At 70.3% G+C, this 12740-nt stretch carries 17 protein-coding genes; 12 read left to right on the top strand and 5 right to left on the bottom strand.

Annotated features, from left to right (window positions below; translation table 11 throughout):
• Positions 1 to 3: 3 nt before the first annotated feature.
• Positions 4 to 699 carry an SDR family oxidoreductase gene (locus tag BLT21_RS06165; protein WP_091500462.1) on the bottom strand — a complete coding sequence of 232 codons (696 nt, stop codon included), beginning with the start codon at positions 697 to 699 and terminating at the stop codon, positions 4 to 6.
• Positions 700 to 919: 220 nt separating this feature from the next.
• On the opposite strand from BLT21_RS06165, the gene BLT21_RS06160 reads away from it, so the two are divergent.
• The 3 genes from BLT21_RS06160 to BLT21_RS06150 are packed head-to-tail and all read left to right on the top strand — an operon-like array spanning position 920 to position 5134.
• On the top strand, positions 920 to 2824 hold the full coding sequence (locus BLT21_RS06160; protein WP_091500461.1) for a beta-glucoside-specific PTS transporter subunit IIABC: 1905 nt from the start codon (positions 920 to 922) through the stop codon (positions 2822 to 2824).
• On the top strand, positions 2811 to 4262 hold the full coding sequence (locus tag BLT21_RS06155; protein WP_091500460.1) for a family 1 glycosylhydrolase: 1452 nt from the start codon (positions 2811 to 2813) through the stop codon (positions 4260 to 4262). The genes BLT21_RS06160 and BLT21_RS06155 overlap by 14 nt, the downstream gene beginning before the upstream one ends.
• Before the next feature lie 44 nt (positions 4263 to 4306).
• Positions 4307 to 5134 carry a PRD domain-containing protein gene (locus tag BLT21_RS06150; RefSeq protein ID WP_091500459.1) on the top strand — a complete coding sequence of 276 codons (828 nt, stop codon included), beginning with the start codon at positions 4307 to 4309 and terminating at the stop codon, positions 5132 to 5134.
• 82 nt (positions 5135 to 5216) lie between these two features.
• On the opposite strand, the gene BLT21_RS06145 is transcribed toward BLT21_RS06150, so the two are convergent.
• Entirely contained in the window at positions 5217 to 5573 is a 357-nt protein-coding gene (locus BLT21_RS06145) for a DUF7882 family protein (protein ID WP_091500458.1), read from the bottom strand.
• Between the two features lie 179 nt (positions 5574 to 5752).
• Between BLT21_RS06145 and BLT21_RS06140 the strand changes: the two genes are divergently transcribed.
• The gene (locus BLT21_RS06140) at positions 5753 to 6262 is read left to right on the top strand and encodes a MarR family winged helix-turn-helix transcriptional regulator (protein ID WP_091500457.1); all 510 of its coding nucleotides are present in this window, start codon (positions 5753 to 5755) and stop codon (positions 6260 to 6262) included.
• Between the two features lie 77 nt (positions 6263 to 6339).
• Here the strand turns inward: BLT21_RS06140 and BLT21_RS15810 are convergent, their stop codons facing one another.
• A complete protein-coding gene (locus BLT21_RS15810) occupies positions 6340 to 6462 on the bottom strand; it encodes a hypothetical protein (RefSeq protein ID WP_256335937.1) in 123 nt (40 codons plus the stop codon).
• Positions 6463 to 6566: 104 nt separating this feature from the next.
• On the opposite strand from BLT21_RS15810, the gene BLT21_RS06135 reads away from it, so the two are divergent.
• The 4 genes from BLT21_RS06135 to BLT21_RS06120 all read left to right on the top strand — a co-directional run bounded on the left by BLT21_RS06135 (position 6567) and on the right by BLT21_RS06120 (position 9261).
• Positions 6567 to 6782, top strand: coding sequence for a hypothetical protein (locus BLT21_RS06135; RefSeq protein ID WP_091500456.1), 216 nt, complete (start codon positions 6567 to 6569; stop codon positions 6780 to 6782).
• A gap of 51 nt (positions 6783 to 6833) precedes the next feature.
• Positions 6834 to 7274, top strand: a complete 441-nt coding sequence (locus BLT21_RS15805) for an SRPBCC family protein (RefSeq protein WP_091500455.1) — start codon at positions 6834 to 6836, stop codon at positions 7272 to 7274.
• Complete coding sequence (locus BLT21_RS06125) at positions 7271 to 8725, top strand: phytoene desaturase family protein (RefSeq protein ID WP_256335936.1); 1455 nt, start codon at positions 7271 to 7273, stop codon at positions 8723 to 8725. Before BLT21_RS15805 ends, BLT21_RS06125 begins: the two co-directional genes overlap by 4 nt.
• 89 nt (positions 8726 to 8814) lie before the next feature.
• The gene (locus BLT21_RS06120) at positions 8815 to 9261 is read left to right on the top strand and encodes a MarR family winged helix-turn-helix transcriptional regulator (protein ID WP_091500453.1); all 447 of its coding nucleotides are present in this window, start codon (positions 8815 to 8817) and stop codon (positions 9259 to 9261) included.
• A 2-nt stretch (positions 9262 to 9263) separates the two neighbouring features.
• Here BLT21_RS06120 and BLT21_RS06115 read toward each other — a convergent pair whose 3' ends face one another.
• A complete protein-coding gene (locus tag BLT21_RS06115) occupies positions 9264 to 9563 on the bottom strand; it encodes a DUF7882 family protein (RefSeq protein WP_091500452.1) in 300 nt (99 codons plus the stop codon).
• Positions 9564 to 9737: 174 nt separating this feature from the next.
• Between BLT21_RS06115 and BLT21_RS06110 the strand changes: the two genes are divergently transcribed.
• From BLT21_RS06110 to BLT21_RS06100, 3 genes are all read left to right on the top strand, one after another.
• Positions 9738 to 10034 (top strand): hypothetical protein, encoded by a 297-nt coding sequence (locus tag BLT21_RS06110; protein ID WP_091500451.1) that lies wholly within the window; start codon positions 9738 to 9740, stop codon positions 10032 to 10034.
• A gap of 56 nt (positions 10035 to 10090) precedes the next feature.
• Complete coding sequence (locus tag BLT21_RS06105; protein WP_091500450.1) at positions 10091 to 11047, top strand: Gfo/Idh/MocA family protein; 957 nt, start codon at positions 10091 to 10093, stop codon at positions 11045 to 11047.
• An 81-nt stretch (positions 11048 to 11128) separates the two neighbouring features.
• On the top strand, positions 11129 to 11422 hold the full coding sequence (locus BLT21_RS06100; RefSeq protein ID WP_091500449.1) for a hypothetical protein: 294 nt from the start codon (positions 11129 to 11131) through the stop codon (positions 11420 to 11422).
• Between the two features lie 24 nt (positions 11423 to 11446).
• On the opposite strand, the gene BLT21_RS06095 is transcribed toward BLT21_RS06100, so the two are convergent.
• Positions 11447 to 11902 carry a CinA family protein gene (locus BLT21_RS06095; protein ID WP_091500448.1) on the bottom strand — a complete coding sequence of 152 codons (456 nt, stop codon included), beginning with the start codon at positions 11900 to 11902 and terminating at the stop codon, positions 11447 to 11449.
• Between the two features lie 211 nt (positions 11903 to 12113).
• On the opposite strand from BLT21_RS06095, the gene BLT21_RS06090 reads away from it, so the two are divergent.
• Positions 12114 to 12704: a DoxX family protein gene (locus BLT21_RS06090; protein WP_176786821.1), complete on the top strand. Its 591-nt coding sequence runs from the start codon at positions 12114 to 12116 to the stop codon at positions 12702 to 12704.
• The last annotated feature ends 36 nt before the right edge of the window (positions 12705 to 12740 follow it).

Raw genomic sequence — 12740 nt, 5'->3', positions numbered from 1 at the left:
CCGTCACCGCGGTCCCGGCCGGACCGACACGTCGGGGACGAGGGCGTCACGCGGCAGGTCGAGGGCCGCCAGCACGGTCGTCGCGACCGACTCCGGGTCGATGAAGGCCGCGGCGTCGTAGTCGCGTCCCTCCTGGCGGTGCACCTCTTCCTGCATCGGCGTGGCGGTGCGGCCGGGGTACACGCTCGTGACGCGGACGCCGTGAACGCCCTCCTCGCCGCGCAGCGCGTCGGCGAGAGCCTTCAGCCCGTGCTTCGACGCGGCGTACGCGCTCCATCCCGGGTGCGCGGTGAGGCCGGCGCCCGAGTTGACGAACAGGATCTGCCCGCGAGCGGTGCGGACGGCCGGCAGCGCGAGACGCGTCAGCTCCGCCGCCGACACCAGGTTGACGGTGAGCTGTTCGGTCCACGCGGTCACCGGCAGATCGGCGACCGGCCCGAGCTCGACGATCCCGGCCCCGTGGACGACCGTGTCGATGCGGTCGGGCAGAACGTCGCCCGCGAGCGCCTCGGCGAGCGAGCCGGGATGGCGCAGGTCGGCGGCGAGGGCGACAGCGCCGGGGACGAGCGCGGCGAGCTCGTCGGCGCGCTCGGGGTTCCGCGCCACGAGCACGAGCCGGTCGCCGCGAGCTGCGAGGCGCCGGGCGACCGCGAGTCCGATGCCGGACCCCGCCCCGGTGATGAGATGCGTCTGCGTCATGCCTCCATCGTCCCATCCGTGCGGTGCCCGGGTGCGGGGCGTTTGCGGACGGACGCGGAACGTGCGACGATCGTCGCGGACATGTGACTGGTCATGCAGGCAGGATCCGAACGTTCGTGCATCGCACGGCGGTCGGGTCCTTTTTTTATTGCCTCCGGCCGGGTCCGGAGCGGAGCCGCTCCGGCGGCACGGTCCGGGATTCCACAGGAGGAAAACGAACATGACCACCACGAAGGATGCCGCGGGCGCGATCCTCGAGCACGTCGGCGGGCCCGAGAACATCGCCGCACTGCAGCACTGCTCGACGCGGCTGAGGTTCAACCTCGTCGACGACGCCCGTGCCGACGAGGCCGCGCTGAAGGCGGTGCCCGGTGTGATCGGCGTGGTCCGCGGACCGCAGACCCAGATCATCGTCGGGTCGAAGGTGGGGGACTACTTCACCGAGATCGAGAAGCTCCGCGGCGGCCGCGCGGCATCACGAGCCGCGGCGCAGACCCCGCAGAAGCTGACGTGGAAGCGCGCCGGCGCGGCGATCATGGACTTCGTCGTCGGGGTGTTCACCCCGATCATCCCGGCCATCGCCGGCGCCGGCATCTTCAAGTCGTTCCTCATCCTCGCCTCGGCCCTGGGGTGGATGCAGACCACCGATCCCAGCTACCAGGTGCTCTCGGCCATCCCCGACGCCGTTTTCTTCTTCCTGCCCCTGCTGGTCACCTACACGGCCGCCAAGAAGCTCGGCGTCAACATCCCCCTCGCCCTCGGCATCGTCGGTCTGCTGGTGTTCCCGACGTTCTCGGGGCTGCTGGCCCAGGAGGGCGGCGTCGCGCTCTTCGGTCTGCCGATCCCGGCGATCGCCTACAACGCGCAGGTGTTCCCGCCCATCCTCGCGGTGCTGCTGTTGTGGCCGGTCGAGAAGCTCGCGACCCGCATCACGCCGGGGCCCATCCGCACCTTCTTCGTGCCGCTGCTGTGCTTCATCGTCGTATCGCCGATCATGATCTTCGGCCTCGGACCGCTCGGCTACGGACTCGGCTCGCTCCTGACCGGGGGGATGCTGTGGCTCTACGGCACCCTCGGCTGGGTCGCCATCGCGCTCCTCGCCGTCGTGCTGCCCTTCATCATTTCGGTCGGCATGCACAAGGCGTTCATCCCGCCCACCATCGCCACCGTCGCCCAGCAGGGACGCGATCCCTTCTACCTCGTCGCGTCGCTCGCCCACAACATCGCCGAGTCGGGCTCGAGCCTGGCCGTCGCCGTCCGCACCCGCAACAAGACGCTGCGCGGCACGGCGATCTCGTCGGGCATCTCGGCCTTCTTCGGCATCACCGAGCCCGCGCTCTACGGCGTGACCCTGCAGAACCGGCGCGCGCTGTTCGCGGTGCTCGCCGGCTCGCTCACCGGCGGTGCCTACCTCGGCATCGCCGCGGTCGGCGCTTTCGCTCTCGTCAGCCCCGGTGCCGCCAGCATCTCGATGTTCATCGACGTCCTGAACCCGTGGAACCTGATCCACGCCGTCATCGGCGCGCTCGTCGCCTTCGCGACCGCCTTCGTCGTGTCCCTCGTGATCTGGAAGGACTCCGACTCGGGCACGATCCGCGCGCTGGAGGCGCAGGCAGCGGGCTCGGGCGAGATCGAGGTCGCGCCGGCTGCCGACGGCCGGCTCGTCGCACCCGTCGCGGGCGAGGTGGTGCCGCTGGATCGCGTCGACGATCCGGTGTTCGCCGGCGGCATCCTCGGTGACGGCGTCGCGATCCGCCCGAGCGCCGGCTCCGTCTACGCCCCGCTCGCCGGAGTCGTCTCGAGCCTGCTGCCGTCGAAGCACGCCTTCGGCATCACGGGCGACGACGGCGTCGAGATCCTCGTCCACGTCGGACTCGACACCGTCAAGCTCGACGGCGGCCCCTTCGTCGCGCACGTCGCCCAGGGCGACCGCGTCGAACGCGGGCAGCTCATCCTCGAGGCTGATCTCGAGGCGATCCACCGCGCGGGCTTCGACACGATCACGCCGGTCGTCGTCCTCAACGGCGACGCGTTCGACGTCGTCGAAGCCCTCACCGGTCCCGTCGAGGCGGGCACCGGCATCTTCACCGTAAGCACCAAGGAGGCCGCTCGTGGCACTGTCTGATTCGTTCCTCTGGGGCGGCGCGCTCGCCGCCAACCAAGCCGAGGGCGCATGGCGCGCCGGGGGGCGTGGGCCCGCGGTCTCGGACATCGCCAGATACCGTCCGAACGTCGATCCTCGCGAGTATGCGATCCATCACGCCCACACGGTCGAGAGCATCACCGCGGCGATGGCCGACGACGACGAGACCTACTACCCCAAGCGCCGCGGCATCGACTTCTACCACCGGTACCCGGAGGACCTCGCGCTGTTCGCCGAGATGGGCTTCACGGTGCTGCGCGTGTCGATCGCGTGGACGCGTCTGTATCCGACGGGTGAGGAGACCGAGCCGAACGAGGAGGGCATCGCCTTCTACGACGGGCTGTTCACCGAGATGCGGCGCCTGGGCATCGAGCCGCTCGTCACGCTCTCGCACTACGACCCGCCGCTCGCTCTCGCACTGAAGAACAACTGCTGGGTCGATCGCGGCACGATCGCCCTCTTCGAGCGCTTCGCCCGCACGTGCTTCGAGCGCTTCGGGCACCTCGTGAGGATGTGGCTGTCGTTCAACGAGATCGACGGCATCGTGCGGCACCCGCTCACCTCGGGGGGCATCATCGAGGAGACGGTCGAGGGCGACGTCCTGCAGGCCTGCTACACGGCCCTCCACCACCAGTTCGTGGCCTCCGCCTCGGTGACGCGGATGCTGCACGAGATGTGGCCCGAGTCGCAGATGGGCTGCATGCTGACGATGCTGAAGACGTATCCGCTGACGTGCCATCCCGACGACATCGCCGCGACGCAGGCGAAGGATCGGCTGCTCTACCTCTGCACCGATGTGCAGGCCGGCGGCGCGTACCCCCGCCTCGCGCTGAACGCCCTCGCCCGGCAGGGCGTCGAGATCCCGTTCGCCCCGGGAGACGTCGAGCTGTTGCGCGAGCACCCGGTCGACTTCATCTCGCTGTCGTACTACATGACGCTGGCCGAGTCGGTCGACCCGGACGCCGAGCGCACGCCCGGCAACACGGTGCTCGGCGTCAAGAACCCCCATCTCGAGTCCAGCGAATGGGGCTGGCAGATCGACCCGGTGGGGCTGCGCATCTCCCTGATCGACCTGTACGACCGCTACGGCAAGCCGCTGTTCATCGTCGAGAACGGGCTCGGCATGCGCGACGAGCTGACCGCTGAGGGCCGCATCCACGACCCCTACCGCATGGACTACTTCCGCGCCCACTTCCGCGAGATGATCCGCGCGGTCGACGAGGGCGTGGAGCTGATGGGATACACGAGCTGGGCGCCGATCGACATCATCAGCGCGTCGTCGTCGCAGATCTCGAAGCGATACGGTTTCATTCACGTCGATCTCGACGACCTCGGGCGGGGGAGCGGTGAGCGTCGACGCAAGGATTCGTTCTGGTGGTACCAGCGGGTGATCGCCACGAACGGCGCAGATCTCGGGTGACTCCACTGCTCCACGAGCGTGAGGCCGGGTCGATGAGGACGGGCATGCAGATCATCAAGAAGGTGCTCAACTCGAGCGTCGTCCTGGTCGACGACGGGCGCGGCGTCGAGCGGGTGCTGCTGGGCAAGGGCATCGGCTTCGGCGCCAAACCGGGCGACGTCGTCGACGAGGGGGCCACGGACCGGGTGTTCGTCGCGCTCGACGACGCCGACCAGCGCAACCTCGTCGAGCTGCTCGCGCAGATCCCGGGTGAGTTCGTCGAGCTCACCCGGGAGATCGTGCGTGACGCGGTGGCCTCGGGCCTCGATCTCGATCCGCACGTCTACCTCACGCTCACCGACCATCTGCATTTCGCTGTCGAGCGGCACCGTCGCGGTCTCGTGGTCGTGAACCGGCTGGCGTGGGAGCTGCGCACCGTGTACCCCGACGAGTACGCGGTCGGGCGGCGCGGCGTCGATCTGCTGCGAGCGAGGATGCGGGTGGAGGTTCCCGACGAGGAGGCCGCGAACATCGCGTTCCACCTCGCGAACGCCGCCAACGGACGCGCGGGAGCCGACACGATGCACGTCGTCCGGCTCATCTCGGCGACCACCACGATCGTCTCGAACACGACGGGGATCGTCTTCGGGGACGACCTGCACTCCTCGCGCTTCCTCGTGCATCTGCAGTTCTTCGCCGAACGGGTGTTCTCGGGGCGCATGCTCGACAGCGACGACGGATTCCTCTTCGAGAGCATGAGCGGGCGGCATCCGCGCGCCACAGCGACCGCCGAGCGCGTCCGCGCACTGGTGCGGGCACAGCACGACATCGAGATCTCCGACGAAGAGGTCGCCTATCTCGCGCTGCACATCGCCCGAGCGGTTCCGGGTTGACCTCGGGCTCAGGCCCGCGAACGACAGCGCCGTCGGACGTTCCGGGGGGAACGGCCGACGGCGGCGTTGCGCGGGATGCGGGTCAGGCGGGCACCTTCAGGCGCGGTACCCCCGCGGTGACGGGACGCAACTCGCGCTGCGGAGCGTCGGGGATCTCCTGATCGAGGGCGACCACGAGGCCGGCCGACGACGTGGCGGCGTTGGCCATGTCGCGGACCGTGACAGGGTTGAGGACCTCCATGTCGGCGGTCCCGAAGACGAAGCGCAGCGGGATCGACGGCTGCAGCCAGATCGACGATCGGCCCTCGGCCGTCGTCCACGACATCATGAAGCTCTCGTTGCGACGCAGCTTGGTCGCGATGACCACCTTCAAGTGCGCGAGCAGGCGGTCCGGGATCTCGATTCGGGTGTCGGAGTTTCCGTAGTGGAGCTGTCCCATGCTGTCCTCCTGAGATCATCGGATGGTGAGCGAACTGTTCGTTCCCTCGGTAAGTATCTAGCCAGACAAGACACTTTCTGTCAATTCCTATGCCTAAGTATCTCGGCATCTGTGAAAGACAGCATCTGTCAAGCTGGTCTAGTGTTCTAGGATGCTGTTGGCAGGGAGGTGGCAAGCCGATGCCTCAGAACGTCGTCCGTCATGAAGGACTTCATCTCTACGCGGAGCAACCGCGCGCCGAGGTGGGTCAGCAGCTGAGTGATGCCGTGCTGCGACTGCGTCGCGCGGAGCAGGTGCAGGCCGGGCTCGCCGTGCGCGCGTCCGAGCTCTCCGCGATCGACCTGACCGCTCTGCGCTACCTCGTGCAGGGACACCGCGAGGGTCGCGATCTCGGGCCCAAGGACCTCATCGTCATGCTCGCCACGTCGAGCGCGACGGTGACCAACGTCGTCGAGCGTCTGGCCTCGAAGGGGCTGGTCGAGCGCATCCAGCATCCGAGCGACCGCCGCGCCCACTACCTCGTGCCGACGGAGTCCGCCGTCGCGCGCGTGGACGAGGCGTTCGCCGCCCATCACCGCGCCGTCGTCTCGGTGATCGATGAACTCGATCCAGAGCGCGCGGCCATCGCGGCCGAGGTCATCGATCGCATCGCCGCCGCTCTCGACGACGTGGCCGCTGGCGCCGTCTGACTCCGGCGCGGTCCGCCGACAGGAGACGGGGCCGGCTCCTCACCCGTGGGTGGGAGCCGGCCCCGTCCGTCGTCTCGTCAGCTGTCTTCGCCCTCGGCCTGCGAGGGGTGACCGGTCGCCCCTTCCGGTGCTTCGCCGGTGTCGGGGTGTTCGGGATCCGCGCCCTCGGCCTGGCTGGGCTTCGCGTCGTCTCGTGCCATGATCTGTTCCTTTCGTGGCGGCGGTGCTCCGCCCTGAGTACCATGCCCGTACGGCTGTCGCCATCCCCTCGTGGGTCCCGCGCGCTTGTGCTTACGGTCGCCGCATGTCCGACTCACGCGAACCCCTGTCCGACGAAGACGCCCGGCGCGAGGAGCTGCTGCGCGCCGGCGGCTCGACCGAGGCCGACGCGGCGCCCCGTATCGAGACCACGCAGCACGACGGCGTCACGCGCATCGACATCGCCGACACCGCCGCGGTCCGTCCGGGCCCCGGCCCCGGCACGCCCGAGGCGGACGGCGACGATCCGGGAGCGTCGTGACGCCGTCGACACCCGGCCGCGCCGCCCCGATCGTGCGTCGGAGCGGCGATCATGGCGCGTAATGTACGGGTCATGCGCTGCGCCCCCGAAGACGTGTTCGCGGTGCTCAATGACGGCTGGCTCTTCCCCAGCTGGGTGGTCGGCGCCTCGCGCATGCGCGACGTCGCGTCCGACTGGCCACGCGAAGGATCACGTCTGCACCACTCCTTCGGGGTGTGGCCGCTGCTGATCGACGACAGCACGTCGGTACTCGAGTTCGACCCGCCGCATCGGATGGTGCTGCAGGCGCGCGGCTGGCCGGTGGGGGAGGCCCGTGTCACGCTCGATGTCAAGCCGCGGGGCGCGGGATGCGTCGTGCGGCTGCAGGAGGTGGCGGCGGAGGGACCGGGATCGCTGATCCCGCAACAGCTGCTGGATCTGCCGCTGCGGGTGCGGAACGCCGAGACGCTCCGGCGCCTGGCGCACCTGGCGGAGGGTGGCGCGGGCCGGTGACGACCGATTACGACGCCGTCGTCGTCGGCTCGGGGCCGAACGGTCTGGCGGCCGCCGTGACACTGGCGCGCGCCGGGCTGACGGTCGCGGTCTTCGAGGCCGAGGATCACTTCGGCGGCGGGGCGGCCACGGGGGAGATCACGCTGCCCGGCTATCTCCACGACCTCTGCTCGGCGGTGCATCCGCTCGCCTTCGAATCGGCGTTCTTCCGCGAGTTCGGTCTGCGCCGCCGCGTCGACTTCGTCGTACCGGAGGCCTCGTATGCGCACCCTCTCGACGATCGCGCCGTCCTGGCGTACCGCGATCTCGACCGCACCGCCGCGGGGCTCGGGACTGACGGTCGTGCCTATGCGCGCCTGATGTCGCCGCTCGTCGATCGTGTGCGGGGCGTGGCCGATCTCACGGGCGGCTCCCTGCTGCGGGTCCCGGGTGACCCCGTGGCGGCGATGTGGTTCGCGCTGCGCACGCTCGAGCAGGGAACGCCGGCGTGGGGCGCCCGGTTCCGCGAGCAGGCCGCCCCGGCGCTCATCTCGGGCGTCGCCGCGCACACGATCCTCGGGCTGCCCAGCCTCGCCGCCGCCGGCGGCGGGCTCGCGCTGGCCACCTACGGGCACGCTCGCGGGTGGCCCATCCCGGTCGGCGGCAGCGGCGCCATCGTCGCCGCCATGGTCGACGACATCCGCGCGCACGGCGGTCACCTGTTCACCGGTCGCCGCATCCGCTCGCTCGACGAGCTGCCCTCCGCCCGTGCCGTCCTGCTCGACGTCACGCCGCGGTCTCTCATCGGGATGTCCGGCGACCGGATGCCGCAGCGCTACCGCCGTCGTCTCGAGCGCTTCCGCTACGGCGATGCCGTCGCCAAGGTCGACTTCGCGCTGTCGTCCCCCGTCCCCTGGCGCGACGCGGAGATCGCTCGCAGCGGCACGGTGCACGTGGGCGGAACGCGCGCCGAGATCGCCGCGTCGGAGAACGCGGTGCGCAGCGGCCGGCTGCCCGACGCGCCCTACGTCCTCGTCGCGCAGCCGTCGCTGTTCGACGCCGGGCGGGCGCCCGGCGAGAATCACACGCTCTGGGCCTACACGCACGTGCCCGCCGGCAGCGACGTGGACCGCACCGAGGCGATCGTCCGTCAGATCGAGCGCTTCGCCCCGGGCTTCCGGGACACGATCCTCGCGACGGCGTCGGAGACCGCGCAGCAGGTCGCCGCGCGCAACCTGAACTACCCTCGTGGCGATATCTCGGCCGGGGTCCCCTCGCTCGATCAGCTCATCGCGCGGCCCGTGCTCGCGCTCGATCCGTGGCGGACACCGATGGACGGCGTGTACCTGTGCTCGTCGTCGACGAGCCCCGGGCCGGGCGTTCACGGGCTCGGCGGCTGGTGGGCGGCCCTCAGCGCCCTCCGCCACGAGTTCGGGGTCCTCACCCGGCCGGATCTGTCGCCGCGCGCGTAAGTGCGACGGCTCTCTGAGTCAAGCCTCCGATCGACTCTCGTGCGCGCTCCTACAGTGGACGCATTACGCCGTCTGCGGGAGGTCTCCTGGTGTCCGATCCGTCCGAGCCCGAATCCGTGGCGCGCGCCGTCGAGAGACTGCGCCTCGCCGAGGCGAGCCTGTCGCGACGGCGTCAGAGCGACTGCGGTCCGAGCGAGACCGCGCGTGCCGCCATGCGCGTCGTGTACGACAGCGCAGACGTGGGGAAGCGCGTCACACCGACCGACATCGCAGCGTCCCTCGGCATCTCGACGCCCACGGCCACGACGATGCTCAAGCGACTGCATGACGGCGGACTGGTGGCGTTCGAGCGCAACCCCGATGACGGGCGCAGCAAGTACGTCGTCCCGACGGACCGCAACGCCGATGTGGAGGGTGTCGATCCGCTGACGCAGCGGGTGCGCGACATCGCCCGCGGGCTCGACGATGACATGGCCGCGAAGCTGACGCTGCTGCTCGACGCGATCGCGGATGCGGTCGACGAGGAGTGCCGCTGACCTCAGGCTTCGGCGGACGCGGGCTCCGGCACGACACGCAGACCATTGGCTCCGCCCGCCTCGAGCATGAGCTCCTCGACCCAGTGCCGGTTGATGGTCGGCGGCCGACTGCCGCTGAAGTGGAAGACGATCGGCACGGCCGGGTGCACCCACACGCTGAAGAGCCCGCTGTCGATCGATCGGTGGAACATGAAGGGCTCATTGCGGCGCAGTTTGTTCATGAAGACGACCCGCAGATGCGCGAGCAGACGGTCTTCGATGTCGAACGTCCGCCCCTGGCTTCCGTAAACGAGTGTTCCCACGGACGAGAGGGTAACGGCGGGGTTGCGACTAACTAATTCCGGTTAGTTAGAGGAACTAGCTAGCGGTCCGACGGCCCCGTACGCCCCGCGGCGACGTCTGTCAAGCGCCTGGGATGCGTGACCCGATCGGACGATGCTCAGAGGAGAGCGTTGGGAGTCGTCATGGTGTTGGATATGTCGCCGATCGCCCGCAAGCCCAGTGCCGTGCGACTGGCCACCTCGGGCGCCCTCCGCCAGCTGCCTCCCCGTCGCCCCGCAGCGCCGAGCACCGAAGCGGACGTCCGCTGGGAGATCGTCGACGTCGACCGCTACGAGGTCCGCGAGGGCGAGGTCGTGCTCGGCTACGTCGACGTCGTCGGAGCCGTCTTCGTCGTGCTCGGCGGGCCGTGGTACGCCGCCGCGGTGGAACTGCGGCAGACCCTGCGCTTCGACGAGGCGATCCAGACGCTGCGCTCCTCGCGCCGCCACTGAGCGCCACATCCCGGGATGCGTCCCGCCTCCGCGGCGGCTCTGCCTAGGCTGGACGCATGATCCGGATCGCGACCGTGGGTACCAGCGTCATCACCGATGCCTTCATCGGAGCCGTCTCGCGCACCGCGGGCATCGAGGCGTCCGCCGTCTCGTCGAGGGATGAGAGCAAGGCCCGCGCCTACGCCGATCGCGTCGGGGTCGCGAGGGCCTACGGCGGTCTCGACGCGCTCCTCGCCGCGGACGACATCGACGCCGTGTACATCGGCTCGCCCAACTCCGCGCACGGTGGGCAGGTCGCGGCGGCGATCGATGCCGGCAAGCACGTGCTGGTCGAGAAGCCCGCCGTCGCATCCGCGACGGAGTGGGACGATCTCGTCGCGCGGGCGCGGCGTCGCGGCGTCGTGCTGATCGAGGCGATGCGCACGGCCTACGACCCCGGGATCGCTGCCGTGGGCGAGCGGCTCGACGGTCTCGGAGTGATCCGCCGGGCCTCCTTCCACTACGCCAAGCGGTCGTCTCGATACGACGCCGTGCTCGCCGGAGACGTCCCCAACATCTTCGATCCGGCCATGGGCGGGGGAGCCCTCGCCGACCTCGGCGTCTACGGCGTGCACGCCGCCGTGCTCCTGTTCGGCGAGCCCGCGCGGGTAGCGGCCTCCTCCGTGCCGATCGTCACGGGAGCGGACGGCGCGGGGATCGCCGTGCTGGAGTACGCCGGGCTCGTGGTCGACGTCGGCTATTCCAAGATCACGACCTCGACCCGTCCGAGCGAGATCCAGGGCGAGGAGGCGACGCTGCTCATCGACCACCTGGCGAGCCCGCGCCGTGTGACGCGCGTGGCCTCCGACGGAACCGAGACCGTGTGGACGTCGGCTGCGCCGGTGGATGCTCTCGACGGCGAGGTGGCCCGTTTCGTCGAGGTCGTCTCGGGGTCTGCGACCCCGGACGAGGACCAGGAGCGGACCGCGGCGACGCTCCGCACCCTCGAGCACATCCGCGCCGCCGTGCGCTGACCGGCGGGCGCGCCGCACGCACTCGCGTGCCCCGCTGTCAAGGGCCTGGGGTTTCGGGCGGGCTCCGCGCAGGCTCGAGGCATGCACCACCGAGGACTGCGCTGGGACGAGATCGCCGAGGACGCCTGGAGGGTCTGCGACCCGTCCCGTCCGTCGTCGGATGCCGATGCCGTCGTCGCCTACGTGGAGCGCCGCAGGGACGGTGTCCACGAGGTCGTGTGGCTGTGCGGGCCGGCGGGGACCGAGACCTACGCCGATCTGGCCACGGCGGCCTGCGCGGTCTCAGAGCGGCATGCGGCCTCGCGCCGCTCGGGCTCGCCGCTCGCGACGAAGCCGGTGCCGATCGCGCACCGGCCGCCCCTGTCGCCGGCCTGAGGCCTCGGCGCAGCGGTCCACCCGTCAGTGCGGCATCCGGTCGAGGAGCAGCCCCACCGCGGCGGAGACGCTCGCGTCGATGACCTCTTCCGGTTCGCCGTCGTATTTCAGCAGGATGTGGCCGGTCGCGTCGGAGTCGCTCCACCCCAGGTAGACCGTGCCCGCGTCGTGGCCGTCCTGCGGGGCGGGCCCGCCGACCCCGGTGACCGACACGGCAAGATCGGCGGCGGTGAGGTCGCGCACCGCGCGCGCCAGCTGCTCCGCGCAGGCGGCCGAGCAGGGGTCGACACCCTCGGCGAGGCCGAGCACGCGATGCTTCGTCTCGAGCCGGTAGGCGACGACCCCGCCCGCGAACCACTCTCCGGCCCCCTCGGCGGCGCCGATCGTCGCGGCCAGGTTGCCCGCTGTGAGCGATTCCGCGACGGCGACGACGGTGTCGGTCCGCTGGGCCCGGCGAGCGAGTTCCTCGATGTCTGACATGTCTCCTCCTGGGGCGCGACCATACGCACGATCACGGGTCGCTCGGACGGGGATTGCTCCCGACGACCCCCGGGTGGTATCGCGGGCGGCCACCGCGACCGATCGGGACTTTGGTCCCTTCCCCCGACGTCTCGTCTGCGAGATCGTTATGTGGTCAGACCACATACGAACAGCTCGATCGCGATGACGACCGAGCAGCAAGGAGATCGAAATGACCACGCACGCGGTCCACGCAGCCGTCCCTCGCACGGAGGCTCGGACCGGTACTCGGGCCATCGCCCGACAGGACGAGATCGTGACCTCGGTCGCCGGACGCCGCACCCTCGCGGCGCTCCGCTACGCCACCGGGTTCGTCTTCCTGTGGGCGTTCCTCGACAAGCTCCTCGGCCTCGGGTTCTCGACGCCGTTCGAGCGGGCGTGGATCAACGGCGGCACCCCCGCCCAGGGTTTCCTCACGAGCCCGGCGGTGAGCGGCCCCCTCCAGCCCTGGTTCCAGGGCATGGCGAGCCCGGTCGCCGACGTCCTGTTCATGGGCGGCATGCTCGCCATCGGCATCGCGGTGATGTCGGGGATCGGCCTGCGGGTCGCGGCCGTCGCCGGGAGCCTGGTCATGCTGCTGATGTACCTGGCCGAATGGCCGTTCGCCTGGGGTGCGGCGTCTACCAACCCTCTCGTCGATTACCACATCGTCTACGCGCTCGCGCTGATCGTGATCGCCGTGCTGCACGCCGGCGACACGTGGGGCCTCGGCGCCACCTGGAAGAGGCTGCCGCTGGTGCGGCGCCTCCCGTGGCTCGTCTGACACCGAGTCGAGTCGCCCCGCCGAAGGCGTGGACCC

It is taken from the genome of Microbacterium sp. cf332 (genome assembly GCF_900102175.1).
GTDB lineage: Bacteria > Actinomycetota > Actinomycetes > Actinomycetales > Microbacteriaceae > Microbacterium.
Note: the sequence above shows the minus strand (reverse complement) of the source record. Positions and strands in the feature narration are given on the sequence as shown.